General features: G+C 50.9%; 24 protein-coding genes and 1 pseudogene. 12 read left to right on the top strand and 13 right to left on the bottom strand.

What is annotated here, in order from left to right:
• The coding region (gene xanP / locus EQY_RS0115470) for a xanthine/proton symporter XanP (RefSeq protein ID WP_000116928.1) at positions 1 to 1,354 on the bottom strand (1,354 nt) is incomplete at its 3' end.
• 279 nt (positions 1,355 to 1,633) lie between these two features.
• Between xanP and gltS the strand changes: the two genes are divergently transcribed.
• Positions 1,634 to 2,839, top strand: a complete 1,206-nt coding sequence (gene gltS / locus EQY_RS0115465) for a sodium/glutamate symporter (RefSeq protein WP_000468835.1) — start codon at positions 1,634 to 1,636, stop codon at positions 2,837 to 2,839.
• Between the two features lie 187 nt (positions 2,840 to 3,026).
• On the opposite strand, the gene recG is transcribed toward gltS, so the two are convergent.
• The 5 genes from recG to gmk are packed head-to-tail and all read right to left on the bottom strand — an operon-like array spanning position 3,027 to position 8,890.
• Entirely contained in the window at positions 3,027 to 5,108 is a 2,082-nt protein-coding gene (recG, locus tag EQY_RS0115460; RefSeq protein ID WP_000678474.1) for an ATP-dependent DNA helicase RecG, read from the bottom strand.
• A 5-nt stretch (positions 5,109 to 5,113) separates the two neighbouring features.
• Entirely contained in the window at positions 5,114 to 5,803 is a 690-nt protein-coding gene (trmH, locus tag EQY_RS0115455; protein WP_001070182.1) for a tRNA (guanosine(18)-2'-O)-methyltransferase TrmH, read from the bottom strand.
• Positions 5,804 to 5,809: 6 nt separating this feature from the next.
• Positions 5,810 to 7,918: a bifunctional GTP diphosphokinase/guanosine-3',5'-bis pyrophosphate 3'-pyrophosphohydrolase gene (gene spoT / locus EQY_RS0115450; RefSeq protein WP_000280472.1), complete on the bottom strand. Its 2,109-nt coding sequence runs from the start codon at positions 7,916 to 7,918 to the stop codon at positions 5,810 to 5,812.
• An 18-nt stretch (positions 7,919 to 7,936) separates the two neighbouring features.
• Positions 7,937 to 8,212, bottom strand: coding sequence for a DNA-directed RNA polymerase subunit omega (gene rpoZ / locus EQY_RS0115445; protein ID WP_000135057.1), 276 nt, complete (start codon positions 8,210 to 8,212; stop codon positions 7,937 to 7,939).
• A gap of 54 nt (positions 8,213 to 8,266) precedes the next feature.
• Positions 8,267 to 8,890 carry a guanylate kinase gene (gmk, locus tag EQY_RS0115440; protein WP_010344504.1) on the bottom strand — a complete coding sequence of 208 codons (624 nt, stop codon included), beginning with the start codon at positions 8,888 to 8,890 and terminating at the stop codon, positions 8,267 to 8,269.
• A gap of 257 nt (positions 8,891 to 9,147) precedes the next feature.
• On the opposite strand from gmk, the gene ligB reads away from it, so the two are divergent.
• Complete coding sequence (gene ligB / locus EQY_RS0115435) at positions 9,148 to 10,833, top strand: NAD-dependent DNA ligase LigB (RefSeq protein WP_024212609.1); 1,686 nt, start codon at positions 9,148 to 9,150, stop codon at positions 10,831 to 10,833.
• Here the strand turns inward: ligB and EQY_RS0115430 are convergent.
• Complete coding sequence (locus EQY_RS0115430) at positions 10,830 to 11,447, bottom strand: trimeric intracellular cation channel family protein (RefSeq protein ID WP_000924289.1); 618 nt, start codon at positions 11,445 to 11,447, stop codon at positions 10,830 to 10,832. The genes ligB and EQY_RS0115430 overlap by 4 nt on opposite strands.
• Positions 11,448 to 11,696: 249 nt before the next feature.
• A complete protein-coding gene (locus EQY_RS0115425; RefSeq protein WP_000621334.1) occupies positions 11,697 to 12,560 on the bottom strand; it encodes a YicC/YloC family endoribonuclease in 864 nt (287 codons plus the stop codon).
• Between the two features lie 126 nt (positions 12,561 to 12,686).
• Here EQY_RS0115425 and rph point away from each other — a divergent pair, with 126 nt between their 5' ends.
• The gene (rph, locus tag EQY_RS0115420; RefSeq protein WP_001247086.1) at positions 12,687 to 13,403 is read left to right on the top strand and encodes a ribonuclease PH; all 717 of its coding nucleotides are present in this window, start codon (positions 12,687 to 12,689) and stop codon (positions 13,401 to 13,403) included.
• A 65-nt stretch (positions 13,404 to 13,468) separates the two neighbouring features.
• The gene (pyrE, locus tag EQY_RS0115415; protein ID WP_000806155.1) at positions 13,469 to 14,110 is read left to right on the top strand and encodes an orotate phosphoribosyltransferase; all 642 of its coding nucleotides are present in this window, start codon (positions 13,469 to 13,471) and stop codon (positions 14,108 to 14,110) included.
• 36 nt (positions 14,111 to 14,146) lie between these two features.
• On the opposite strand, the gene slmA is transcribed toward pyrE, so the two are convergent.
• The 3 genes from slmA to coaBC all read right to left on the bottom strand — a co-directional run bounded on the left by slmA (position 14,147) and on the right by coaBC (position 16,506).
• On the bottom strand, positions 14,147 to 14,743 hold the full coding sequence (gene slmA, locus EQY_RS0115410; protein WP_000818603.1) for a nucleoid occlusion factor SlmA: 597 nt from the start codon (positions 14,741 to 14,743) through the stop codon (positions 14,147 to 14,149).
• Positions 14,744 to 14,849: 106 nt separating this feature from the next.
• Complete coding sequence (gene dut / locus EQY_RS0115405) at positions 14,850 to 15,308, bottom strand: dUTP diphosphatase (protein ID WP_000976068.1); 459 nt, start codon at positions 15,306 to 15,308, stop codon at positions 14,850 to 14,852.
• The gene (gene coaBC / locus EQY_RS0115400; RefSeq protein WP_000050165.1) at positions 15,286 to 16,506 is read right to left on the bottom strand and encodes a bifunctional phosphopantothenoylcysteine decarboxylase/phosphopantothenate--cysteine ligase CoaBC; all 1,221 of its coding nucleotides are present in this window, start codon (positions 16,504 to 16,506) and stop codon (positions 15,286 to 15,288) included. Before coaBC ends, dut begins: the two co-directional genes overlap by 23 nt.
• A gap of 171 nt (positions 16,507 to 16,677) precedes the next feature.
• Here coaBC and radC point away from each other — a divergent pair, with 171 nt between their 5' ends.
• The 4 genes from radC (at position 16,678) to mutM (ending at position 18,894) form a co-directional block, all read left to right on the top strand.
• Positions 16,678 to 17,346, top strand: a complete 669-nt coding sequence (radC, locus tag EQY_RS0115395; RefSeq protein ID WP_010344500.1) for a RadC family protein — start codon at positions 16,678 to 16,680, stop codon at positions 17,344 to 17,346.
• 216 nt (positions 17,347 to 17,562) lie between these two features.
• The gene (gene rpmB, locus EQY_RS0115390) at positions 17,563 to 17,799 is read left to right on the top strand and encodes a 50S ribosomal protein L28 (protein WP_000091955.1); all 237 of its coding nucleotides are present in this window, start codon (positions 17,563 to 17,565) and stop codon (positions 17,797 to 17,799) included.
• Positions 17,800 to 17,819: 20 nt separating this feature from the next.
• On the top strand, positions 17,820 to 17,987 hold the full coding sequence (gene rpmG / locus EQY_RS0115385) for a 50S ribosomal protein L33 (protein WP_001051798.1): 168 nt from the start codon (positions 17,820 to 17,822) through the stop codon (positions 17,985 to 17,987).
• A gap of 97 nt (positions 17,988 to 18,084) precedes the next feature.
• Positions 18,085 to 18,894: a bifunctional DNA-formamidopyrimidine glycosylase/DNA-(apurinic or apyrimidinic site) lyase gene (mutM, locus tag EQY_RS0115380; RefSeq protein WP_001114530.1), complete on the top strand. Its 810-nt coding sequence runs from the start codon at positions 18,085 to 18,087 to the stop codon at positions 18,892 to 18,894.
• 38 nt (positions 18,895 to 18,932) lie between these two features.
• Here the strand turns inward: mutM and coaD are convergent, their stop codons facing one another.
• Both coaD and waaA read right to left on the bottom strand, forming a co-directional pair.
• Positions 18,933 to 19,412 carry a pantetheine-phosphate adenylyltransferase gene (gene coaD / locus EQY_RS0115375; protein WP_001171876.1) on the bottom strand — a complete coding sequence of 160 codons (480 nt, stop codon included), beginning with the start codon at positions 19,410 to 19,412 and terminating at the stop codon, positions 18,933 to 18,935.
• 7 nt (positions 19,413 to 19,419) lie between these two features.
• Positions 19,420 to 20,697, bottom strand: a complete 1,278-nt coding sequence (waaA, locus tag EQY_RS0115370; protein WP_000891558.1) for a lipid IV(A) 3-deoxy-D-manno-octulosonic acid transferase — start codon at positions 20,695 to 20,697, stop codon at positions 19,420 to 19,422.
• A gap of 411 nt (positions 20,698 to 21,108) precedes the next feature.
• Between waaA and rfaQ the strand changes: the two genes are divergently transcribed.
• The 4 genes and pseudogenes from rfaQ to EQY_RS0115350 form a co-directional block, all read left to right on the top strand.
• Positions 21,109 to 22,173, top strand: a complete 1,065-nt coding sequence (gene rfaQ, locus EQY_RS0115365) for a lipopolysaccharide core heptosyltransferase RfaQ (protein WP_024212608.1) — start codon at positions 21,109 to 21,111, stop codon at positions 22,171 to 22,173.
• A 2-nt stretch (positions 22,174 to 22,175) separates the two neighbouring features.
• On the top strand, positions 22,176 to 23,300 hold the full coding sequence (gene rfaG, locus EQY_RS0115360) for a lipopolysaccharide glucosyltransferase I (protein WP_000634281.1): 1,125 nt from the start codon (positions 22,176 to 22,178) through the stop codon (positions 23,298 to 23,300).
• Positions 23,293 to 24,090: a lipopolysaccharide core heptose(I) kinase RfaP gene (gene rfaP, locus EQY_RS0115355; protein WP_000229845.1), complete on the top strand. Its 798-nt coding sequence runs from the start codon at positions 23,293 to 23,295 to the stop codon at positions 24,088 to 24,090. The genes rfaG and rfaP overlap by 8 nt, the downstream gene beginning before the upstream one ends.
• Before the next feature lie 36 nt (positions 24,091 to 24,126).
• A pseudogene (locus EQY_RS0115350) lies at positions 24,127 to 24,325 on the top strand (lipopolysaccharide biosynthesis protein); the annotation flags it as partial.

The following is a 24,325-nucleotide window of genomic DNA, read 5'->3' as shown; positions in this document are numbered from 1 at the left end:
TGGCAGTGATACCGCCAGCGGCGATCCCGGAGGAGAGCAGGTTTTTCAGCCAGTCAGGGGCAAACTGCAAAATCAGCGGCTGCTGAGAAACGCCCAGACCGACCGCCAGCGACAGCGCGATAATCAGAATGGCCCGACGATTCAGCGGTTCACGAGAAACGATACGCACACCTGATGCGGCGATAGTACCAAACATCACCAGCGTAGCGCCGCCAAGTACCGGTTCCGGAATATGCTGCACAAAACCGCTCACAGCCGGGAACAGGCCGAGCACAATCAGCATCAGTGCGACGACAAAACCGACATAACGGCTGGCAACACCGGTCAACTGGATCACACCGTTGTTCTGCCCGAAGCAGGAGTTCGGGAAGGTGTTAAACACCGCCGATACAAACGAGTTCAGGCCGTTTGCCAGTACGCCGCCTTTCAGGCGTTTCATGTACAGCGGACCGGAAACCGGTTGTTCGGAAACGTCGGAGGTGGCGGTGATATCGCCAATAGTTTCCAGCGAGGTGATCATAAAGACCAGCATCAGCGGCAACAGCAAACTCCATTCAATACCAAGCCCGTAATAGAGCGGTGTTGGCACCATAATCAGTTCTTGCGTCATCGGCTCGTTGCTTTCTGGCAACATGCCCATAAACCACGCCAGCGCATATCCGGCTGCCATCGCAATCACCAGCGAGGCCACGCGTAAGTAAGGGTTACGTTGACGGTTAAGCAGAATGATTAAAGCTAAGACCACACCCGCCAGCAGCAAATTTTTCGGCGCGCCAAAGGTGTTATCGTTCATGGCCGCATAACCGCCGCCAATGGACGTTAACCCAACCTGTATTAGCGACAGGCCGATAATCATTACTACAACGCCAGAAACCAGAGGCGTAATAATGCGGCGCGCCAGGTGCAAAACGCGGGAGATTACCATTTCAGTGCAACTTGCCAGCATCAGTGTGCCGAAGAGCGCCGCCATCATGGTTGGAACATCGGCGCCACCGGTCTTCAGTGCCGTTCCGCCCATAATCAGCGGGGCAACGAAGTTAAAGCTGGTGCCCTGAATAGACAACAACCCGGAACCAACCGGCCCCCAGGCTTTAATCTGAATAATCGACGCCACACCGGAAGCAAACAGCGACATACTAATAATGTGTTGCGTGTCCTGTGCTGGTAAACCCAGCGCCTGGCAGATTAACAATGCTGGCGTGATTACCGCGACAAACATCGCCAGCAGATGCTGACAGGCGGCAAACAGAGTTTGAGCAAGCGGCGGACGATCTTCAAGACGATAAATCAGTTCGCTGTTTTGAGTCTGCGCAACCGGTTGCGCATTTTCTGACTCTAGGGTGGAAACAGACATCGAAAACAATCCCGTGGTGGCAAAGCGGGCATTTTAGCTGACCGAAAGGTAAAAGCAAACGTTTGCCATGCATTCTTCTAAATATTTAAATGCGATAAATGCACTTTTTTATATAACTTTTGGTTGTTTTCTGCTTAAAATCCATGCCATTTTTTTATTTTCAGCTGAGAATTCGAACCGGGATAGCATGACTCGATACTCGTCATATTTCGCCCTAATGCACATGCGCGATGAAGTATGACGAGTGTGAAAGAGTGGTGCGGACACAAAGGAGTAACTATGTTTCATCTCGATACTTTAGCAACGCTTGTTGCAGCAACCCTGACGTTGCTGCTCGGGCGCAAGTTGGTCCATTCCGTCTCCTTTCTGAAGAAATACACCATACCTGAACCGGTTGCCGGAGGGTTGCTGGTGGCACTGGCGCTGCTAGTGCTGAAAAAAAGTATGGGCTGGGAAGTTAATTTTGATATGTCCCTGCGCGATCCGTTGATGCTGGCATTCTTCGCAACCATTGGTCTGAATGCCAATATTGCCAGCCTGCGTGCCGGTGGGCGTGTGGTGGGGATTTTCCTCATCGTGGTTGTTGGCTTACTGGTGATGCAAAATGCCATCGGCATTGGGATGGCTAGCCTGTTAGGGCTTGATCCGCTGATGGGGCTGCTGGCCGGTTCTATTACGCTTTCCGGCGGCCACGGTACAGGTGCTGCGTGGAGTAAATTGTTCATTGAACGTTATGGCTTCACCAACGCGACGGAAGTGGCGATGGCTTGTGCAACGTTTGGTCTGGTGTTGGGCGGCTTGATTGGGGGGCCGGTGGCGCGGTATCTGGTGAAGCACTCCACCACGCCAAACGGTATTCCGGATGACCAGGAAGTCCCAACGGCGTTTGAAAAGCCGGACGTTGGGCGCATGATCACCTCGCTGGTGCTGATTGAAACCATCGCTCTTATCGCGATTTGTCTGACGGTGGGGAAAATTGTTGCGCAACTTTTGGCTGGCACAGCTTTTGAATTGCCGACCTTCGTTTGCGTGCTGTTTGTGGGCGTGATTCTGAGTAACGGTCTGTCAATGATGGGCTTTTACCGCGTCTTTGAGCGTGCGGTATCGGTGTTGGGTAACGTAAGTCTGTCGTTGTTCCTGGCGATGGCGTTGATGGGGCTGAAACTTTGGGAGCTGGCTTCGCTGGCGCTGCCGATGCTGGCGATTCTGGTCGCACAGACCATCTTCATGGCGTTGTACGCCATCTTTGTCACCTGGCGCATGATGGGCAAAAACTACGATGCGGCGGTGCTGGCTGCGGGTCACTGTGGTTTTGGCCTTGGTGCAACGCCCACGGCAATTGCCAACATGCAGGCGATTACCGAACGCTTTGGCCCATCGCACATGGCCTTCCTGGTGGTGCCGATGGTCGGTGCGTTCTTTATCGATATCGTTAACGCGCTGGTGATTAAGCTGTATTTGATGTTGCCGATTTTTGCGGGGTAACCGATGAAGCGGCGGTATAAGTGCCGCCGCAACAAAGACAAATGCCTGATACGCTTCGCTTATCTGGCCTACGTAATAATTCTCAATTTATTGATTTTGTGAGTTTTTTGTAGGCCGGATAAGGCGTTCACGCCGCATCCGGCAGGAAGGTAGATCAATCTAAACGGCAGTCTTCTCTCCGCCGTCTTTATGCGTTCGAGTAGCGTTCCGTCTCCGGCATCCAGCGTTCTATCAGGGCTTTTGCCTGTTGTGGGTAACGTTCGTGAATATGCCGTGCCAGGCGCTGAACTTCCGGGATCATGGCCTGATCACGCAGTAAATCTGCCACTTTAAATTCGGCATTACCCGTCTGACGCGTACCTAACAATTCGCCAGGGCCGCGAATCTCCAGATCTTTTTGTGCAATCACAAACCCGTCGTTGCTGTCGCGCAGCACTTGCAGGCGAATTTGCGCCGTTTTAGAGAGCGGTGTTTTGTAGAGCAGCACGCAGTGAGAAGCCACCGCGCCACGACCTACACGCCCGCGCAGCTGGTGTAACTGCGCCAGACCCAGACGCTCCGGGTTTTCGATAATCATCAGACTGGCGTTAGGCACATCAACGCCGACTTCAATAACGGTTGTGGCAACGAGCAGGTGTAGCTCACCTTGTTTAAACGACGCCATCACCGCCTGCTTCTCGGCTGGTTTCATCCGTCCGTGTACCAGGCCAACATTCAACTCTGGTAGCGCCAGTTTCAACTCTTCCCAGGTAGCTTCCGCTGCCTGCGCTTCCAGTAATTCCGACTCTTCAATCAACGTACAAACCCAGTACGCCTGACGACCTTCAGTCATGCATGCGTGACGCACGCGGTCAATAATGTCGTTACGACGCGTATCCGGGATTGCCACTGTCGTCACCGGGGTACGCCCTGGCGGCAGTTCATCAATGACCGAGGTATCGAGATCGGCATAGGCGGTCATTGCCAGCGTGCGGGGGATCGGCGTGGCGGTCATGATTAACTGATGCGGATGGAACCCTTGCTGCTGGCCTTTCTCCCATAACGCCAGGCGTTGATGCACACCAAAACGATGCTGTTCGTCGATAATCACCAGCGCCAGACCGTTAAATTGTACCTGTTCCTGGAAGATGGCGTGAGTGCCGACAATCATCTGCACCTGACCGTTGGCGATGGCTTCCTGCTGCGCCAGTCGCGCTTTACCTTTCTGCTTGCCAGCCAGCCAGCCCACTTCGATACCGAGCGGCTCAAACCAGTTGCGAAAGTTATTGGCGTGCTGTTCGGCGAGCAACTCGGTTGGTGCCATCAGCGCCACCTGTTTACCGTGAGCAATTGCACGCAGCGCGGCAAGGGCAGCAACCAGCGTTTTACCGGAACCTACATCGCCTTGCACCAGACGCATCATCGGAACATCGAGCGCCATATCGCGCTCGATTTCCGCCACCACACGTGCCTGAGCACCCGTTGGTTTGAACGGTAAGGCGGCAAGGAGTTTATTTTTCAGCGAGTCATTGGCGCTAAGCGGTTGGGCATGAAAACGTTGTGCTCCAGCGCGTAACGCCAGCATACTGAGGTTGTGCGCCAGTAGTTCTTCCAGAATCAGACGACGTTGTGCCGGATGCTGCCCGCTTTCCAGATCGCTAAGTTGCAGCGTCGGCGGCGGGCGATGCAGAGTTCTCAAGGCTTCCGGCAGCGTCATCATCCCCTGTGACAGTTCCGGCGGCAACAGTTCTTCAATAGCGCAGGTATCCAGCAGATCCAGCGCCTGGTCGGTTAATTTACGTAGCGTTGCCTGTTTAACGCCTTCAGTCGTTGGGTAAACCGGCGTGAGCGTTTCCTGTAGCTCCGGAGTACTGAGATCACCCTGTACGCGATATTCCGGATGGATCATCTCCGCGCCATATTTGCCGCGCTTTGCTTCGCCGTAGGCCAGCACACGTCGTCCCGTCGCCAGGCTATTTTTCATCGCCGCGCTGAAGTTGAAAAAGCGCATGGTGAGAATGCCGGAACCGTCGCTAATCTGGCAGGTCATCATCCGTCGACCGCCGAAGGAGATATTACAGTTCAGCACTTCGCCTTCAACCGTGGCATAAACGCCGGGTAACAGCTCGCCAATGGGATAAAGATGGGTGCGATCTTCGTAGCGCAGGGGAAGGTGTAAGAGTAAATCCTGCACGGTATGCAGGTTGATTTTCGCCAGCTTGTTACTTTGTGCCGCGCCAACGCCCGTTAGGGAACTGAGCGGGACAGCATCTAACAGGCGACCTTTCATCGCACTTACCCTGCAGCCTGCATGGTGGCCCACCAGTCGGCATCAGCTTCGATCTCGCCTTGCTGATTGACGTGGGGGTAAGGCAGGCCTTTGCGTTTTGCGACTTTCGCCAGCACCGGATAGCCGCCTTCAAACAGCAGGCGTTGTTGTTCTGATTCCGGTAACATGCTGTTTTCACGAAGGTACATGCCTGCGTTTTGCCGCTGACGCTGGGCTTCGTAAAGAATGAGTGCCGATGCGACGGAGACGTTCAGCGACTGTACCATGCCGATCATCGGGATAATGATGTCCTGATCCGCCAGTGCTAACGCTTCCTGCGTGATGCCCGTTTTCTCCTGACCCATCAAAATACAGGTCGGGCGGGTGTAATCAATTTCGCGAAAATCGACGGCGTTATCAGAAAGATGTGTAGCCAGAATCTGCATTCCCTGGCCTTTCAGATGGGCGACGGCATCGCCAATGGTGCGGTGCGTTTTCACCTGTACCCAACTGTTGCTGCCAGCCGCAGCCGAAGCCATAGTGCGCATCCGGCTGCCAGGCCAGACGGCATGAACTTCATGTACGCCAACGGCATCTGCGGTACGAATAATCGCAGAAACGTTATGGGGTTTGTGAACCTGTTCCATGCAGACGGTCAGGTCAGGCTGCCGCCTGGCGAGCATTTCACAGATGCGTGCATAACGTGTTGGGTTCATAAAACATTAATTTCTGTTTCGGGTGACTTTAATCACGTCTGGCATCACACGGATTTTGCGCATGATATTTGCCAGATGTACGCGATCCCGGGCGGTCAGGCGAATAAAGGCACTATAGACGCGACCATCTTTCTCTTCCGTATTCAAACTTTGAATATTGGAATTGGTTGTGTTGATCGCCGCAGTCAGGTTTGCCAGCGCACCCTGATGGTTGAACATTTCCACCTTGATTTCAGTAATGAACTCCTGCGCCGTTTCTTTATCCCATTCTACAGCCATAAACTTCTCTGGCTCTTTCTGGTAGCCACGGATGTTACGGCAGGACTCATGGTGGATCACCAGACCTTTACCGGGGCTAACGTGGGCGATGATCGGGTCGCCGGGAATAGGGCGGCAGCATTTCGCAAAAGTGATCAACACGCCATCAGCGCCTTTAATCGGCAGATGCCCGTGGCTTTGGGTTGCTGGTGGAATGGAACCGTCTCCCTGCTGGAGATTCTTCGCTACCACTACGCTCATTGCATTGCCAAGACCGATTTCTGCCAGCAAATCGTCAAGTGTCGCCAGTTTCATGCGATCCAGTTCGCGCTGAATATTTTCCTGCGGGATTTCATTCAGCTTACGGCTGCCACCCAACGCGTGGTTGAGCAGGCGACGCCCCAGGCTAACGGAATCATCACGCTTGAGGTTTTTCAGCAACTGGCGGATTTTGGCGCGTGCTTTCGAGCTGACGACAAAGTTCAGCCAGGCGGCATTCGGGCGAGCGCCCGGCGCGGTAATGATTTCAACGGTTTGTCCGCTGGAGAGTGGCTGCGACAGCGGGTAAGGCTGGCGATCAACTCGCGCACCCACGCAGGCATGACCGATATCGGTATGCACCGCGTACGCGAAATCGACAGGCGTGGCACCGGCAGGCAGTTCGACAATGCGCCCTTCCGGTGTGAAAACGTAAATCTCATCCGGGAAGAGATCGGATTTAACGCTCTCGATAAATTCAAATGAGCTACCGGCGCTCTGTTGAAGCTCCAGCAGGCTCTGCATCCAACGCTGGGCGCGGATTTGCGCAGTGGTGCTGGTCTCGCCGTGCTCTTTATAAGCCCAGTGTGCGGCAACACCCATCTCCGCCATTTGATCCATATCTTCGGTACGGATCTGGACTTCAACCGGCACGCCGTGGGGGCCAATCATCGAGGTGTGCAAAGACTGATAGCCGTTCGCTTTTGGAATGGCGATATAGTCTTTCACGCGACCTGGGCGCGGCTTATACAGGCTGTGCATCTGGCCGAGCACGCGATAACAGGTATCGGAATCATTGACGATCACGCGGAAGGCGTAGATATCCATGATTGAGTGAAAACGCTGCTCTTTGAGCACCATTTTGCAGTAAATCGAATAAAGATGTTTCTCGCGACCACTGACGCGGCACGGTATTCCCGCTTCCTGCAAGCGCCCTTCGATTTCTGAGAGGATTTTTTGGATCATCTCTTTACGGTTACCGCGCGCGGCTTTCACCACTTCTTTAATCACGCGGTAACGGTTGGGATACAGCGCCTCAAAACCCAACTCTTCGAGTTCGGTTTTAATGTGGTGGATACCTAAACGGTGTGCCAGCGGGCTGTATATTTCGAGAGTTTCACGGGCGATTCGGCGACGTTTGTCCGGGCGAAGTGAGCCCAGCGTGCGCATGTTGTGGGTACGGTCTGCGAGTTTGATGAGGATGACGCGGATATCCTGCACCATCGCCATAATCATCTTGCGAAAGTTTTCGGCTTGCGCCTCTTTCTTATCGCGGAACTTGAGTTTATCAAGTTTCGACACCCCCTCTACCAGCTCGGCGACGCTTTTGCCAAAAAGCTGTTCCATGTCCTGGTAGGTGGCGGGAGTATCTTCAATCACGTCATGAAGTAGCGCAGCCATTAGCGTTTCATAGTCGAGTTTCATCTCGGCCAGAATGCAGGCAACCGCTACCGGGTGCGTGATATAGGGTTCACCGCTTGAACGTGTTTGCCCCTCGTGAGCATCACGTGCAACGAGATACGCCTGCCGCAGACGCTTAATTTGGTCTTCTGGCAGGTAGTTTTGAATCAGTTGATTCAGGCTTTCAAACAGATACAAGGGCGACCCGCTTTGTGATTAACGACGACCTTCAGCAATAGCGGTAACGGCTTGAATTTCAGCGGCTTCCTGCTCTTGCTGTTCCTGGCGTTCGCGAACGTCGAGGATCTGGTTGTTGATCAGACCTTCTTCGATTTCGCGCAGCGCGATTACTGTGGTTTTATCGTTTTCTTCCGGTACTAGCGGATCCTTTCCGCCTACCTGCATCTGACGAGCGCGACGCGCGGCGACCAGTACCAGGTCAAAACGGTTACCAATTTTCTCTACAGCGTCCTGAACAGTTACGCGTGCCATACTTAAAAAGCTCCACAGGTGAAGAAATGACTGGGCATGATACTGAAAGAAGGTTCAGTCTGCCAACAATTTGCTGATTAAAGCGTCATGACGTTGCTTTTGGCGACTCATGCGCAAGCGTTCGGCGCGAATAATGGTCTTCAGATCACCCAGTGCGGTGTCAAAATCATCATTCACAATCAAATAATCATATTCGGCGTAATGGCTCATTTCTGCAACTGCTTGCGCCATACGCTTTGCAATGACCTCTTCGCTGTCCTGACCGCGACCGCGTAGACGGCGATCCAGCTCGATTTTGGACGGCGGTAAAATAAAGATACTACGCGCATGTGGCATCTTCTGGCGAATTTGTTGCGCGCCCTGCCAGTCGATATCCAGAAAAACATCTACGCCACTTGCCAGTACTTGCTCAATGGCTTCGCGCGAAGTGCCATAGTAATTACCGAACACTTCCGCGTGCTCAAGGAATGCATCTCTGCTAATCATCTCTTTAAATTCATCATGATTAACAAAGAAGTAATGCTCACCGTGTACTTCACCTGGACGCGGTGCGCGCGTGGTGTGTGAAACAGAAACCTGGGTGTCATACAACGGTTGGGTTTTTAATAAAGCCTGAATCAGGCTGGATTTACCCGCGCCACTGGGGGCAGAAACAATATAAAGCGTGCCTTGAGCCATGAGTATCTTTCGTATGTGATTAGCGAAATAAAGCCTACATACGAGCTTATTATACACGGCGCGGTCACGTGACGTAGCCCTCGCTCATACTTTTTGCGCAAAGTTGTTGCGTTTTGCGTAGCTGTTTCCGCAATTCCCTGTCATTTACTGCAATCAGAACGATTCTCTGGAAGCGTCCTCGCACACTTCGTTTTTGCCACTCGGATTTACATTCACCACGTTGTATACCTGCCCGCCTGACTACAGCGGAGGTGATGATGAAAGTATGGATAGCGGTATTAATGGGGATTTTGTGCTGGCAATCATCGGCGCAGGCGGTCTGCCCAGCCTGGTCGCCCGCCAGAGCGCATGAAGAAATTTCCCGCCTGCAACAACAAATAAAACAGTGGGACGATGATTACTGGAGAGTAGGAAAAAGTGATGTGGAAGACAGTGTTTACGATCAGATAAGTGCCCGTCTTACGCAGTGGCAACGTTGTTTTGGTGAAGAGACGCATCGTGACGCCATGATGCCGCTTTTAAACGGCACGGTTATCCATCCGGTTGCGCATACGGGCGTACGTAAAATGGCGGATAAAAATGCGTTAAGACTGTGGATGCGTGAACGCAGCGATCTTTGGGTGCAACCAAAAGTTGATGGTGTTGCGGTAACTCTGGTCTACCGTGAGGGAAAACTGATTAAAGCGATCAGTCGTGGTAATGGCCTGAAGGGCGAAGACTGGACGCAGAAAGTTCGCTCGATTCCTTCTGTACCACAATCCGTCAGCGGACCTTTAGCCAACAGTACGCTGCAGGGCGAAATATTTCTCCAGCGTGAGGGGCATATCCAACAACAAATGGGGGGAATGAATGCGCGCTCGAAAGTCGCGGGCATGATGATGCGGCAGAACAATACTGACGCGCTAAATTCACTTGGCGTGTTTATCTGGGCGTGGCCGGATGGACCGCAGTTAATGACCGAGCGATTGCAACAGCTTGCAACCGCAGGGTTTAGTCTGACGCAGATGTACACTCGCGCAGTCAAAAATGCTGATGAGGTTGAGCGGATACGTAATGAGTGGTGGAAAACAGCGTTACCCTTTGTTACCGATGGTGTCGTTGTACGAGCGGCGAAAGAACCCGAATCCATCCATTGGCTACCGGGTCAGGCGAATTGGTTGGTGGCGTGGAAATATCAACCCGTGGCACAGGTTGCCGAAGTGAATGCGATTCAGTTTGCGGTGGGTAAGAGCGGCAAAATATCGGTGGTGGCGTCACTCGCGCCTGTCATGCTGGATGATAAAAAAGTTCAGCGGGTGAATATTGGTTCCGTCAGGCGCTGGCAGGAATGGGATATTGCGCCTGGCGATCAAATTCTCGTTAGTCTTGCCGGTCAGGGTATTCCACGCATTGACGATGTGGTCTGGCGCGGAACGGAACGTACTAAACCAATTCCGCCAGAAAACCGCTTTAATTCGTTGACCTGCTACTTTGCTTCTGATGTTTGTCAGGAGCAATTCATTTCACGGCTAGTCTGGCTGGGGTCAAAACAGGTTTTGGGGCTGGACGGCATTGGTGAAGCTGGCTGGCGTGCGCTGCATCAGACTCATCACCTTGAGCATATCTTTTCCTGGCTTCAGTTAACGCCAGAGCAATTGCAGAACACGCCGGGGATAGCGAAAAGCAAAAGCGAGCAGTTATGGCATCAGTTTAATCTGGCACGTAAGCAGCCTTTTACCCGCTGGGTGATGGCAATGGGAATACCCTTAACCCAGGCGGCGCTTAACGCCAGCGATTCCAGCACCTGGGAGCAAGTTTTGCAGAGAAGCGAACAGCATTGGCGGCAACTGCCAGAGACAGGACCTCGTCGTGCCAGCCAGGTTATTGAATGGAAAGATAATGGGCAAATCAAGATGCTGGGCAACTGGCTGGCTGCCCAGCAGGTCACAGGTTTTGTGCCTTAGTGACCTTCGTGGCTGTAGTAAAAGACGGGTAAACCCAGCTTAAGACGCAGCGCCAGCAAGCGAGCGAAAAAGCCAAACACCAGAGTGGAAATAATCACCACATCATGGTTAGAGACGTAGTGTTGCAACGCGATATAGAGTACGGCGGAGGCAAATGAAACCCCAGCATACAGCTCTTTCTGAAAGACCAGCGGGATGCGTTTACAGAACATGTCTCGCAAAACGCCGCCAAACACGCCGGTCGTCACCGCTGCGACAACGGCAATGATCGGACCGTGCCCCATATCCAGCGCGACTTGTGCACCAATAATAGAAAAAACTACCAGCCCGAGCGCATCAAGCACCAGAAAGACTTTGCGCAGATAAGGCATCACCGGGGCAACAATAGTGGTCAGTACGGCGGCTGTGGCAACAATAATCACATATTCCGGATGCTTGACCCAACCGAGCGGATAGTGGCCTAAAAGAATATCCCGCACTGAGCCACCACCGATTGCGGTGGCGGTCGCAATGATAATTACGCCAAATGTATCCATTCGGCGTCGCCCAGCCGCCAGCGCCCCCGTCATGGCTTCGGCGGTAATACCAACCAAATACAAAATGTGTAACAGCATGGTTCTCTCCCTAAAAATCTGTCTGGCAGGGTAGCGATTTGTGTGCATCGTCACGATTGAGATTTTTTAAGGTGAGTTTGGATTGATAATTTATAGTTATGTGAAATTGGTGCTTTCTGCAAATCTAATGCATTTTTCTGATGTTGTGTTAAGAAAAATGCATTAGAAAAAGTATGGGATTTTTGACGTTTTTTAGGTAGATGTATGTAGAGCCGCTGAAATTAACAACGGCCTACAATGCTGTGTCGCTTACTCAATATTCTGGATCTGTTCGCGCATCTGCTCAATCAACACCTTCAACTCAATCGCGGAGTTCGTCACTTCGGCATTGATAGATTTCGAAGCAAGAGTGTTCGACTCGCGGTTGAACTCTTGCATCATAAAGTCCAGACGACGACCAACGGCTTCTTTTTTCTTGAGAATGTTGTAGGTCTCTTTGACATGCGCTTCGAGGCGATCCAGTTCTTCGGCAACATCAATTCGTTGCGCCAGCAGCACCAGCTCTTGCTCCAGACGATTGTTCTCCAGCTGAACCTGAGCATCTTCCAGCTTCGCGACCAGACGTTCACGCTGCCATTGCAGAATTTCCGGCATATGGGCGCGCACTTTAGCTACTTCGGCGGTGACGCCTTCCAGACGCTGCTCGATCAACGCTTTCAGCGCCTGACCTTCGGTTTCGCGCGCGACGATAAAGTCGTCCAGCGTACCATCAAGAGCAGCAAGAATTTCAGCGGCAATAGCGTCGAGATCCTGTTCCTGGGCTGCCATTACGCCCGGCCAGCGCAGAATATCAACCGGGTTTATTTCCCCTTCGTCGCTCTGCATTTTTACCCAGTTCGCAGCAGTTACCAGCTGTTTAGCCAGTTTTTCGTTGAGAATCAGTTCTCCTTGTGCGCTGACATCTGGCTCATAGCGCAGGGTACATTCCACTTTACCGCGCGTCAGGCGAGAACGAATACGCTCGCGAACGACAGGTTCCAGGCTACGGAACTGCTCCGGCAGACGAAAGTAAGTTTCCAGATAACGCTGGTTTACCGAGCGCATTTCCCAGGTTGCGCTCCCCCATTCACCCTTGATTTCACGCCGGGCGTAGGCGGTCATACTGCGGATCATAGACGTTCCTGTTTATAAAAGGAGAGGTGGAAGGATTATAGCCATCGATGCCTTGTCAGGATAGGAATAACCGCCGGAAGTCCGTATAATGCGCAGCCACATTTGTTTCAAGCCGGAGATTTCAATATGCGTCCAGCAGGCCGTAGCAATAATCAGGTGCGCCCCGTTACCCTGACTCGTAACTATACAAAACATGCAGAAGGCTCGGTGCTGGTCGAATTTGGCGATACCAAAGTGTTGTGTACCGCCTCTATTGAAGAAGGCGTGCCTCGTTTCCTGAAAGGTCAGGGGCAAGGCTGGATCACCGCAGAATACGGTATGCTGCCGCGCTCCACGCATACCCGTAACGCTCGTGAAGCAGCGAAGGGGAAGCAGGGTGGACGCACGATGGAAATCCAGCGTCTGATTGCCCGTGCATTGCGTGCGGCGGTTGATTTGAAAGCGTTGGGTGAGTTCACCATTACGCTGGATTGCGACGTACTTCAGGCCGATGGCGGCACGCGCACTGCTTCAATCACTGGTGCCTGCGTGGCGCTGGCAGATGCACTGAATAAGCTGGTTGAGAATGGCAAACTGAAAACCAATCCGATGAAAGGCATGGTGGCAGCGGTTTCGGTGGGTATCGTTAACGGCGAAGCGATTTGCGATCTGGAATACGTCGAAGACTCTGCCGCAGAAACGGATATGAACGTAGTGATGACCGAAGATGGGCGCATCATTGAGGTTCAGGGTACGGCGGAAGGCGAGCCGTTCACTCACGAAGAACTCCTCACCTTGTTGGCGTTGGCCCGAGGGGGAATCGAATCCATTGTAGCGACGCAGAAAGCGGCGCTGGCAAACTGATTTTTAAGGCGACTGATGAGTCGCCTTTTTTTTGTCTGTAGAAAAGTAAGATGAGGAGCGAAGGCATGAAACCATATCAGCGCCAGTTTATTGAATTTGCGCTTGGCAAACAGGTATTAAAGTTTGGCGAGTTTACGCTGAAATCCGGGCGCAAAAGCCCCTATTTCTTCAACGCCGGGCTGTTTAATACCGGGCGCGATCTGGCACTGTTAGGCCGTTTTTACGCTGAAGCGTTGGTGGATTCTGGTATTGAGTTCGATCTGCTGTTTGGCCCGGCTTACAAAGGGATTCCGATTGCCACCACTACCGCTGTGGCGCTGGCGGAGCATCATGACCTTGACCTGCCATACTGCTTTAACCGCAAAGAAGCAAAAGACCACGGTGAGGGCGGCAATCTGGTCGGTAGCGCGTTACAAGGGCGCGTAATGCTGGTGGATGATGTGATCACCGCCGGGACGGCGATTCGCGAATCGATGGAAATTATTCAGGCCAATGGCGCTACGCTTGCTGGCGTGTTGATTTCGCTCGATCGTCAGGAACGTGGTCGCGGTGAAATTTCCGCGATTCAGGAAGTTGAGCGTGATTACAACTGCAAAGTGATTTCTATCATCACTCTGAAAGACCTGATTGCTTACCTCGAAGAGAAGCCGGAAATGGCGGAGCATCTGGCGGCGGTTAAGGCTTATCGCGAAGAGTACGGGGTTTGATAAGAAACGCCGGATGGTAAGTCATCCGGCGTTATATTACTGCAACTGCGCGGCAATCAGCGGCCAGCGGGCGTCAAAGTCATCCGTCGGGCGATATTTAAACTCGCTACGAACAAAACGAGACAGCATACCTTCGCAAAACGCCAGAAGTTGGCTTGCCAGCAACGTTTCATCGGTGGTGTAACCTTCACCCTCACGCATTCTCTTTTCACGCAATACCTGACGCAGCTGCGCTTCGATACGCTCGAACAGTTGGTTGATGCGCCCTTGCAGGCGATCCTGTTCGAACATTAGCGCATGACCAGTGAGGATGCGGGTCAGGCCTGGATTACGTTCGCCGAAACCGAGAAGCAGCAACACAATCAGGCGCAGGCGCGCAGTAGTGTCCTTTTCATCTTTCAGAATCAGGTTAATACGAGTAATCAGGCTATCTTCGATAAACTCAATCAGGCTATCGAACATGCGGGTTTTACTGGGGAAGTGGCGATACAGAGCCGCTTCGGAAACGCCGACAGAGGCGGCCAGTTTCGCCGTCGTGATACGCTGGCTTCCATCGCTGGATTCTAACATCAACGCCAGAGACTGAAGTATTTCTTCGCGACGGTTCCTTTTCGCAGTTTGTTTTTCTGCCATGTTACAAAATACCCCTGAAAATAAGCACTTGCCAGGCGGCACCCACGCTATGACCGCAAACGAAATGTTTGCGGCGATGTTATGACGTTATTTGGATGCGTATGCGTTACTGACGACCAGAGTGACCAAAACCGCCTTCACCCCGGTCGGTGGCGTCAAAATCTTCCACCAGATTAAAATCGGCCTGTACCACCGGAACAAAAATCATCTGCGCGATACGTTCGCCAGGTTGAATGGTGAAACTGTCCTGACCACGGTTCCACACGGAGATCATCAGCTGACCCTGATAGTCGGAATCGATCAATCCTACCAGGTTACCAAGCACAATACCGTGCTTATGTCCCAACCCGGAGCGCGGCAGCATCATCGCCGCCAGTGAAGGGTCGGCAATATGAATCGCCAGTCCGGTCGGCACTAGTGTAGTGTCGCCCGGTGCCAGTTCTACGGCGTCGTCGAGACAGGCGCGCAGGTCAAGTCCGGCAGAACCAGAAGTGGCATAAGTCGGGAGTGGAAATTCCTTCCCAACGCGCGGGTCCAGAATCTTAACGTCGATTTTCTTCATCATAACGGGTCACAATCTCGTCGAGTAATAATTGGCCAAGGAGCTCTTTTCGCTCAAGCGGTAAGATTTTATCGCCATCCTGCCAGAAAAGGTGTAATGCGTTTTTGTCGCTATTAAATCCCTGATTTTTTCTGGAAACATCGTTAGCGCAGATCAGATCAAGGTTTTTGCGGATACGTTTTTGCCGGGCGTATTCTTCCACATTATTTGTTTCGGCGGCAAATCCAACAACATAAGGCCTATGGTCTTTTAATGCGGCAACACCGGCGACGATATCGGGGTTTTTAACCATTTTTATTGTTAATTCATCACCCGGTGTGGCCTGCTTTTTGATTTTTTCGCTGGCAACGGTGGCTGCACGGTAATCCGCGACGGCGGCACAACCGATAAAGATATTTTGCTGTTGCACGGATGCCTTCACGGCGGCTTCCATCTCCAGTGCGGTTACCACATCAACACGTTTAACAAACGGTGGCGTCGGTAGTGAAACCGGGCCAGAAATCAGCGTGACGTTCGCGCCACGACGTGCAGCGGCTGCGGCAATGGCGAATCCCATCTTGCCGGAGCTGTGATTAGAGATATAACGCACCGGATCGAGCGGTTCACGTGTCGGACCTGCGGTAATCATAATGTTCAGATGTTTCAAGTCGTTGACGGGCGAAAAATGGGCGACCGCCATATCAACAATGGTTAACGGATCGAGCATTCGCCCAGGGCCGACATCACCACAGGCCTGGCTGCCGCTATCGGGCCCCCAGATCAGCAAACCGCGCGAGGCAAGCACCTCTAAATTATGCTGGGTGGCAGCAGCACGATACATCTGTTGGTTCATCGCTGGCAGCACGGCAACAGGCGCAGGAGTCGCAAGGCAAATCGTCGATACCAAATCATTCGCCATACCGGCAGCAACGCGGGCAATCAAATCCGCCGTGGCTGGGGCAAGAATCACTAAATCAGCCCATTTACCCAGCTCAATGTGGCCCATTGCCGCTTCGGCTGCCGGATCCAGCAGACTGTCGGAAACGGGATAACCAGAAACCGCCTGCAAACTAAGTGGAGTGATAAAGGCTTTTGCCGCTTCGGTCATTACCACACGGACGTCGGCCCCGCGATCGCGCAAACGACGCACCAGTTCAGGGGTTTTATAGGCAGCAATACCGCCGCTGACGCCGAGAACGATTTTTTTACCGGCCAGACTCATGATGATTTTTCCTGTTGGGTGACACCAGAAGTTGGCGATTTTATCACAATACTTTTGTTGTCGTGCTTTCACCTGAGAATCACTTTGCGAGGCGCTTTCCAGGATTGAAAACTGGCCGTCGATTTAACGGAACGGCTATGACAGGATGCGAGCATCACAAAGGAGGTGAAGGTGAAAAACAATGCACAGCTGTTGATGCCGCGCGAAAAAATGCTGAAGTTTGGCATTGGTGCGTTAACGGATGTCGAGCTGCTGGCGTTATTTCTGCGTACAGGAACGCGCGGTAAAGATGTGTTAACCCTGGCAAAAGAGATGCTGGAGAATTTCGGCTCTCTTTACGGCTTGTTAACCTCTGAATATGAACAATTTAGTGGGGTTCATGGAATTGGCGTGGCGAAATTTGCCCAGTTAAAGGGGATTGCCGAACTGGCGCGGCGTTACTACAACGTGCGGATGCGTGAAGAAAGCCCGTTACTCAGCCCGGAGATGACGAGGGAATTTTTACAAAGCCAGCTCACGGGCGAAGAGCGGGAGATCTTTATGGTGATCTTTCTCGACTCACAACACCGGGTTATAACGCATAGCCGTCTTTTTTCCGGCACGCTAAACCATGTTGAAGTCCATCCTCGGGAAATTATCCGCGAAGCGATAAAAATAAACGCCTCGGCGCTGATCCTTGCGCATAATCACCCTTCGGGTTGTGCTGAACCCAGTAAAGCGGATAAACTCATCACCGAACGGATAATAAAAAGTTGTCAGTTCATGGAATTACGCGTGCTCGACCATATCGTGATTGGGCGTGGAGAATATGTTTCTTTTGCCGAACGCGGCTGGATTTAACCCGCTATGCGCGATCCTTCGGGATCTTTGTCTGTTCGGGACTTGAGCACATCGCCGAGTCAGCGTATACTACGCCACCTTTGAGAATCTCGGGTTTGGCATTTGGGCCTGGCAATCGAGAGTTCACATAGAACTGCGATGACCGGGCTGTAAAGCCTGACGAGGCGCCAATACCCCATACGAAGCTCGAGCTAATTTGATTTTTGGAGAATAGACATGTCCCGAGTCTGCCAAGTTACTGGCAAGCGTCCGGTGACCGGTAACAACCGTTCCCACGCACTGAACGCGACTAAACGCCGTTTCCTGCCGAACCTGCACTCTCACCGTTTCTGGGTTGAGAGCGAGAAGCGTTTTGTCACCCTGCGCGTATCTGCTAAAGGTATGCGTGTAATCGATAAAAAAGGCATCGATACAGTTCTGGCTGAACTGCGTGCCCGTGGCGAAAAGTACTAAGTACTTAGAGGAAATAAATCATGGCTAAAGGTATTCGTGAGAAAATCAAGCTGGTTTCTTCTGCTGGTACTGGTCACTTCTATACCACTACGAAGAACAAACGTACTAAGCCGGAAAAACTGGAACTGAAAAAATTCGATCCAGTTGTTCGCCAGCACGTGATCTACAAAGAAGCGAAAATTAAATAATTCTCGCTTTAATGTAACGAAAAACCTCGCTTCGGCGGGGTTTTTTGTTATCTGTTTGCCCCCATATTGACTGCATCTGTTCATTCCTGGAGATGCTATGCCTGAATTACCCGAAGTTGAAACCAGCCGTCGCGGGATAGAACCGCATCTCGTTGGTGCAACTATTCTTCATGCGGTGGTGCGCAATGGACGCTTGCGCTGGCCGGTTTCGGAAGAAATCTACCGTTTAAGCGACCAACCAGTGCTTAGCGTGCAGCGCCGGGCTAAATATCTGCTGCTGGAGTTGCCAGAGGGCTGGATTATCATTCATCTGGGTATGTCTGGCAGCCTGCGCATCCTTCCAGAAGAACTTCCCCCTGAAAAGCATGACCATGTTGATTTGGTGATGAGCAACGGCAAAGTGCTGCGCTATACCGATCCGCGCCGCTTTGGCGCCTGGCTGTGGGCCAAAGAACTGGAAGGGCACAATGTGCTGGCCCATCTTGGGCCGGAGCCGCTTAGCGACGATTTCAATGGCGAATACCTACATCAGAAGTGCGCGAAGAAAAAAACGGCGATTAAACCCTGGCTGATGGATAACAAGCTGGTGGTGGGTGTGGGAAATATCTACGCCAGCGAATCACTGTTTGCTGCGGGGATCCATCCTGATCGGCTGGCATCGTCTCTGTCGCTGGCTGAGTGTGAATTGTTGGCGCGAGTGATTAAGGCAGTGCTACTCCGTTCTATTGAACAGGGCGGCACGACGCTGAAAGATTTTCTACAAAGTGACGGTAAACCGGGTTATTTCGCTCAGGAATTGCAGGTTTACGGGCGTAAAGGCGAGCCGTGTCGGGTGTGCGGTACGCCGATTGTGGCGACTAAACATGCGCAGCGGGCGACGTTTTATTGCAGGCGGTGCCAGAAGTAATTCATGCGCGCCGGATGGCATACCATCCGGCATAAACGCTACGCTAACTTCGCCATCAGCGCCTGATGGACATTCTCCGGCAGGAAATGGGTGACATCACCCTGATGGCGAGCCACCTCTTTGACCAGCGATGAAGAGATAAACGACCACTCTTTTGAAGGCATCAAAAAGACACTTTCCAGTTCCGGCATTAAGTGGCGATTCATATGCGCCAGCTGCATTTCATATTCAAAATCCGCCACCGCACGCAGACCACGAATCAGCACCGTAGCGTGTTGATTACGCGCGAAGTTTGCCATCAAATCACTAAACCCGACCACTTCCACGTTTCCCAGATGCGCGGTTGCCTGCTGTGCCAGTACCACGCGCTCTTCCAGGGTAAACATCGGTTTTTTACTGGGGCTGGCGGCAATCGCCAGAATAACGTGATCGAACATCTGCGTGGCGCGCGTCACGATATCGATATGACCATTGGTAATGGGATCGAAAGTACCCGGATAAATCGCCCGTTTTTGCATAACAACCTCAATGCGTTTTCGGTGGCAGGTAAGGTTCCAGCAGTTGAAGCAGACGCTGCAGCGCGCCCTGGTTTTGATACAGCACTTCAACGGCATGACGGCCATAAAAACTACGGTAATCGGCGTCGGTGAGTAAAGAGGATATCTCTTTTGCCAGCGACGCGGCATCAGTGACGGTAATCAGCCCGCTTGCCTGCTCCAGCCGTGCGCAAATGTCTTTAAAGTTAAAGGTATGCGGCCCCATCAGTACCGGAATAGCGTGTGCAGCAGCCTCCAGTGGGTTATGCCCACCTCGTTCAACCAGTGAACCGCCAACAAACGCGAGATCGGCAATGCCGTATAGCAACATCAGCTCGCCCATCGTATCGCCAACTACCACTTGTGTACTGGCGGAAGGGATTTCTCCGGAAGAGCGTGTGATATAGCTTAGTCCAGCCTGGCGGACCAGGTTAATCGCATCCGGGAAGCGTTCCGGATGACGTGGAACAAGAATGAGCAATAAATTAGGGAACTGCTTTAACAGCGTCTGATGCGCGGCAATTACCACGCTCTCTTCACCATCATGAGTACTGGTGGCAATCCATACCGGGCGATGTGGCGCCCACTGGCGGCGCAGCGTCACTGCTTTAGCAGCCAGTTGTGGTGTTACAGAAATATCGAATTTCAGGCTACCGGTAACGGTCACCTGATTATTTTTTGCGCCCAGCGCCACAAAACGTGCACCATCTTCTTCATTTTGGGCGGCAATCAGCGTAATACGACGCAGTAAGCGACGAACGAATTTGCCCAGTTTGGCGTAACCTGCCGCAGAGCGCGCAGAAAGTCGCGCGTTGGCGATAACCAGCGGAATTTTACGTTTATGTAGCGCCGCAATCAGGTTTGGCCACAACTCGGTTTCCATAATCAACACCAGTTTAGGGTCTACTTTATTAAGGAAACGGTTGAGCGCATCGGGCAGATCGTAAGGCAGATAAACGTGTTGAACATCCTTCCCAAACGCTGATTGTACGCGCTCCGAACCGGTTGGCGTCATGGTTGTAACGGTAATCGGCAAATCAGGGTAGCGATGACGCAGCGCGCGCACCAACGGGATCGCCGCCAGAGTTTCACCGACGGAGACGGAGTGCAGCATAATGCCGCCTGGTTTCAGCGGATGGCGGTAAAAACCGTAACGTTCACCCCAGCGTTTTCGATAGGCCGGAGCCTTACGTCCGCGCACCCAGAGCCGTATCCAGATCAACGGCTGAATAAGGTAGAGAAGGGCGGTGTAAAGCAATTCGAGCATAATAAATAGCTGACTTATGGATGTGCTGGGGATTCTATGTATTTAGCTGGGGCTTTACCATTACTTTTCCCGTTTTTGACTTAAATAGCTTCTGTTTGGTCTGAACTACCGCGACATCTCCATTTTTTTTGTATTTTTATGCGATTCATTGAAGCCCGAACCAATTTGCAACTCTATATAGGCATCGTCCGTACCAGAATTATCTGCATGTGGTTTTTTATCTGCATGATTTTTATGATTAAAAACCATTTTGTGTATAAAAAACATTCGGGTCGGATTGCTGCGAAAGAAATGATACACTAGCACGCCAAAGTAAGTGCGTTATCAGTATTCAGGTAGCTGTTGAGCCTGGGGCGGTAGCGTGCTTTTTTCTGCTTAACTTAACCAGACAATCATACAAAAGAGTCGCTAGTGGAAAAGCCATTTCGAAATATCCTGGTCATAAAGATGCGATATCACGGAGATATGTTATTAACTACTCCTGTCATCAGTACGCTCAAGCAGAATTATCCCGATGCAAAAATCGATATGCTGCTTTATCAGGATACAATTCCTATTTTGTCTGAAAACCCGGAAATTAATACGCTCTATGGCATAAGCAATAAAGGTGCGGGAACATTCGATAAAATTAAAAATGTGCTTTCGTTGATAAAAACTCTGCGTGCGAATAATTATGACCTGGTCATTAATCTTACGGATCAATGGATGGTAGCACTGCTGGTGCGTTGTTTACCGGCACGTATGAAAATATCGCAACTTTATGGTCATCGGCAGCATAGTATTTGGAAAAAAAGCTTTACACACTTAGCGCCAATACACGGTACACATATTGTTGAGCGTAATTTATCGGTCCTTGAGCCATTAGGTATTACCGATTTCTACACCGACACAACAATGAGTTACGCCGAGGATTGCTGGAAGAAAATGCGGCAGGAATTAGATGCTCTGGGCGTGAAAGATCATTATGTCGTCATCCAACCGACAGCTCGTCAGATATTTAAGTGCTGGGATAATGATAAGTTTTCTATGGTTATCGATGCTTTGCAACGGCGTGGTTATCAGGTTGTGCTGACCTGTGGGCCTTCGGCAGATGATCTCGCCTGTGTAGATGAAATAGCACAAGGCTGCCAAACAAAACCTATCACTGGCCTTGCAGGTAAAACACGGTTTCCTGAACTGGGTGCGTTAATTGATCATGCCGTACTCTTTATTGGTGTGGATTCTGCGCCAGGGCATATTGCGGCGGCGGTGAAGACGCCAGTTATTAGCCTGTTTGGGGCCACTGATCATGTATTCTGGCGTCCATGGACCGATAATATTATTCAGTTCTGGGCGGGTAATTATCAACAAATGCCCACCCGGCATGAACTTGACCGCAACAAAAAATATCTTTCTGTTATTCCAGCGGAAGATGTCATTGCCGCTACGGAAAAGCTGTTGCCAGAAGATGCTCCTTCAGCTAACAGGAATGCATAATTATGATTGTGGCGTTTTGTTTATATAAATATTTTCCATTTGGTGGTCTACAGCGTGACTTTATGCGTATTGCGTCAACAGTTGCCGCACGGGGCCACCATGTTCGGGTATATACACAGTCGTGGGAAGGTGATTGTCCGGAAGCATTTGAGCTTATTCGCGTACCGGTTAAATCCCATACTAACCATGGACGTAATAAAGAATATTATGCCTGGGTACAAAATCATCTCAAAGCGCATCCTGCGGATCGTGTCGTTGGGTTTAATAAGATGCCTGGGCTGGATGTCTATTTTGCCGCCGATGTCTGTTACGCTGAGAAAGTCGCGCAAGAAAAAGGTTTTTTCTATCGTTTAACATCACGCTATCGGCATTATGCCGCATTTGAGCGAGCGACATTTGAGCATGGTAAATCGACGAAACTCATGATGCTGACCGATAAGCAAATCGCCGATTTTCAGAAGCATTACCAGACTGAACCAGAACGTTTTCAAATTCTCCCCCCCGGCATCTATCCGGACAGGAAATACAGCGAGCAAATCCCAAACAGTCGTGAAATATATCGTCAGAAAAATGGCATAACCGAACAACAAAACTTATTGCTACAGGTTGGGTCAGATTTCGGTCGTAAAGGTGTGGATCGCTCAATTAAGGCTTTGGCATCATTACCTGAATCATTACGCCACAATACGCTTTTGTTTGTCGTTGGTCAGGATAAACCACGCAAATTTGAAGTGCTGGCAGAAAAGCTTGGGGTACGTAGCAACGTGCATTTCTTTTCCGGGAGGAATGACGTGTCTGAATTAATGGCAGCGGCAGATATCTTACTGCATCCCGCTTACCAGGAAGCTGCAGGTATTGTTCTCCTTGAGGCGATCACCGCTGGATTACCTGTTTTGACAACCGCAGTATGTGGATACGCGCATTATATTGCGGATGCTAATTGTGGAGCGGTTATCGCGGAACCATTCCGTCAGGAAGAATTAAATGCGATCTTACGCAAAGCATTAACACAGTATTCGCTACGAATGGCCTGGGCGGAGAATGCTCGCCATTATGCAGATACTCAGGATTTATACAGCCTGCCAGAGAAAGCCGCAGATATTATTATAGGTGGTTTAGATGGTTGAATTAAAAGAGCCGCTTGCCACACTTTGGCGTGGTAAAGATGCTTTTACAGAAGTTAAAAAACTGAATGGCGAAGTCTTTCGCGAACTAGAGACACGTCGAACATTACGCTTTGAATTGGCTGGGAAAAGCTATTTCCTTAAATGGCACAAAGGTACGACCTTAAAAGAAATTATAAAAAACCTGCTCTCATTGCGTATGCCCGTTTTAGGCGCAGACAGAGAGTGGCACGCTATTCATCGACTGCATGATGTCGGTGTTGATACGATGCACGGTATAGGGTTTGGTGAAAAAGGGTTAAATCCATTAACCCGTACATCATTTATTATTACCGAAGATCTTACTCCTACGATTAGCCTTGAAGATTATTGTGCAGATTGGACAGTTAATCCGCCTGATATATGTGTTAAGCGTATGCTGATTACACGAGTGGCAACTATGGTGCGTAAAATGCACGCAGCAGGAATAAATCATCGTGATTGTTATATCTGCCACTTTTTGCTTCATTTACCGTTCACTGGCCGGGAAGATGAATTAAAAATTTCGGTAATAGACCTGCATCGCGCGCAGATACGGGAAAAAGTCCCACGTCGTTGGCGGGATAAAGATTTGATTGGTCTATATTTTTCATCGATGAATATTGGCCTGACGCAGAGAGATATATGGCGATTTATGAAGGTTTATTTTGGGATGCCTTTACGAAAAATATTATCTCTTGAACGGAATTTATTGAACATGGCAAGCATTAAGGCCGAGCGTATTAAAGAGCGAACACAACGCAAAGGATTATAAAAATATTTATCAGTATGTACTGGAACTAACTTCATTATGACTATTTATTTTATAAACTGGGTTGCAGATTATGAATTAAAAATGATCCAGTACTTGAAAAAAAAGTATAAGATAAAAAATATAACAACTCCAAAAAAATACAACTGGATTAATAAGAAGCTTTCGAAGTTAGGGATGGATAATGCATGGTTGGGACGATTATTCATCAAACATAATCTCAATGCTGTTAAAAAGG

The organism is Escherichia sp. TW14182 (assembly GCF_000208525.1).
Taxonomy (GTDB): domain Bacteria; phylum Pseudomonadota; class Gammaproteobacteria; order Enterobacterales; family Enterobacteriaceae; genus Escherichia; species Escherichia ruysiae.
The sequence above is the reverse complement of the archived record's forward strand: the minus strand, read 5'-3'. Positions and strand labels throughout refer to the sequence as shown.